Annotated in this window: 1 pseudogene; it reads right to left on the bottom strand. The window is 56.3% G+C overall.

Annotated elements, in window-relative coordinates:
- Positions 1-474, bottom strand: a pseudogene (locus C3B52_RS35805) (hypothetical protein); the annotation flags it as partial.
- Positions 475-570 lie beyond the last annotated feature (96 nt).

The raw sequence follows: 570 nt of genomic DNA, 5'->3' as shown, positions 1-570 counted from the left end.
GTGGTAGATGCTCCAGGAATTGCCCAGCACATCTCCCGTCCAGGCTGCCAGCGCACTCAGCCATTCGTCAGGCTGTCCGGTGAAACCGGCTCCTGAAAGCTCCGGCACATAGACACCGAATCGCATGATTCGGATCATTTTGCCTGTGGATGGATCGAACTTGTCGGCTTCCGGCACACCCAAATAATGCAGCTTGAAGCTGTTCCCATCTGCTCCGGTAACCCGCTTGCGGTGAAGTCCCGGAATTAATTGATTCGCCCAGCGATCCAGCTGCAGTAATTCGGTAGGATTCGCATACAGCTTCAAGCGAACCACCTGCCGGTACCCCGCCCATGAGGATTTCCATACGTCCTCACCGAGCGTGATGGCCGCAAAAAGAGGCTCAACGGCCCCATCCGGAGGGTATACATCATACACGCGGCCTTCAAGCTCCGGAATGATGCCTACAACGGCCTGCCTGACTGCCCCTCTCATTCCGCAGATTGCCGGACGGCTTCCGCTCGTTCATCGGACAGGCAGCTTGTCACTACGATCACATTGTGCAACACGGCCCCTCCTTTCTGTTCATAT

Source organism: Brevibacillus reuszeri (assembly GCF_002897295.1).
Lineage (GTDB): Bacteria > Bacillota > Bacilli > Brevibacillales > Brevibacillaceae > Brevibacillus > Brevibacillus reuszeri_A.
Note: the sequence above shows the minus strand (reverse complement) of the source record. Positions and strands in the feature narration are given on the sequence as shown.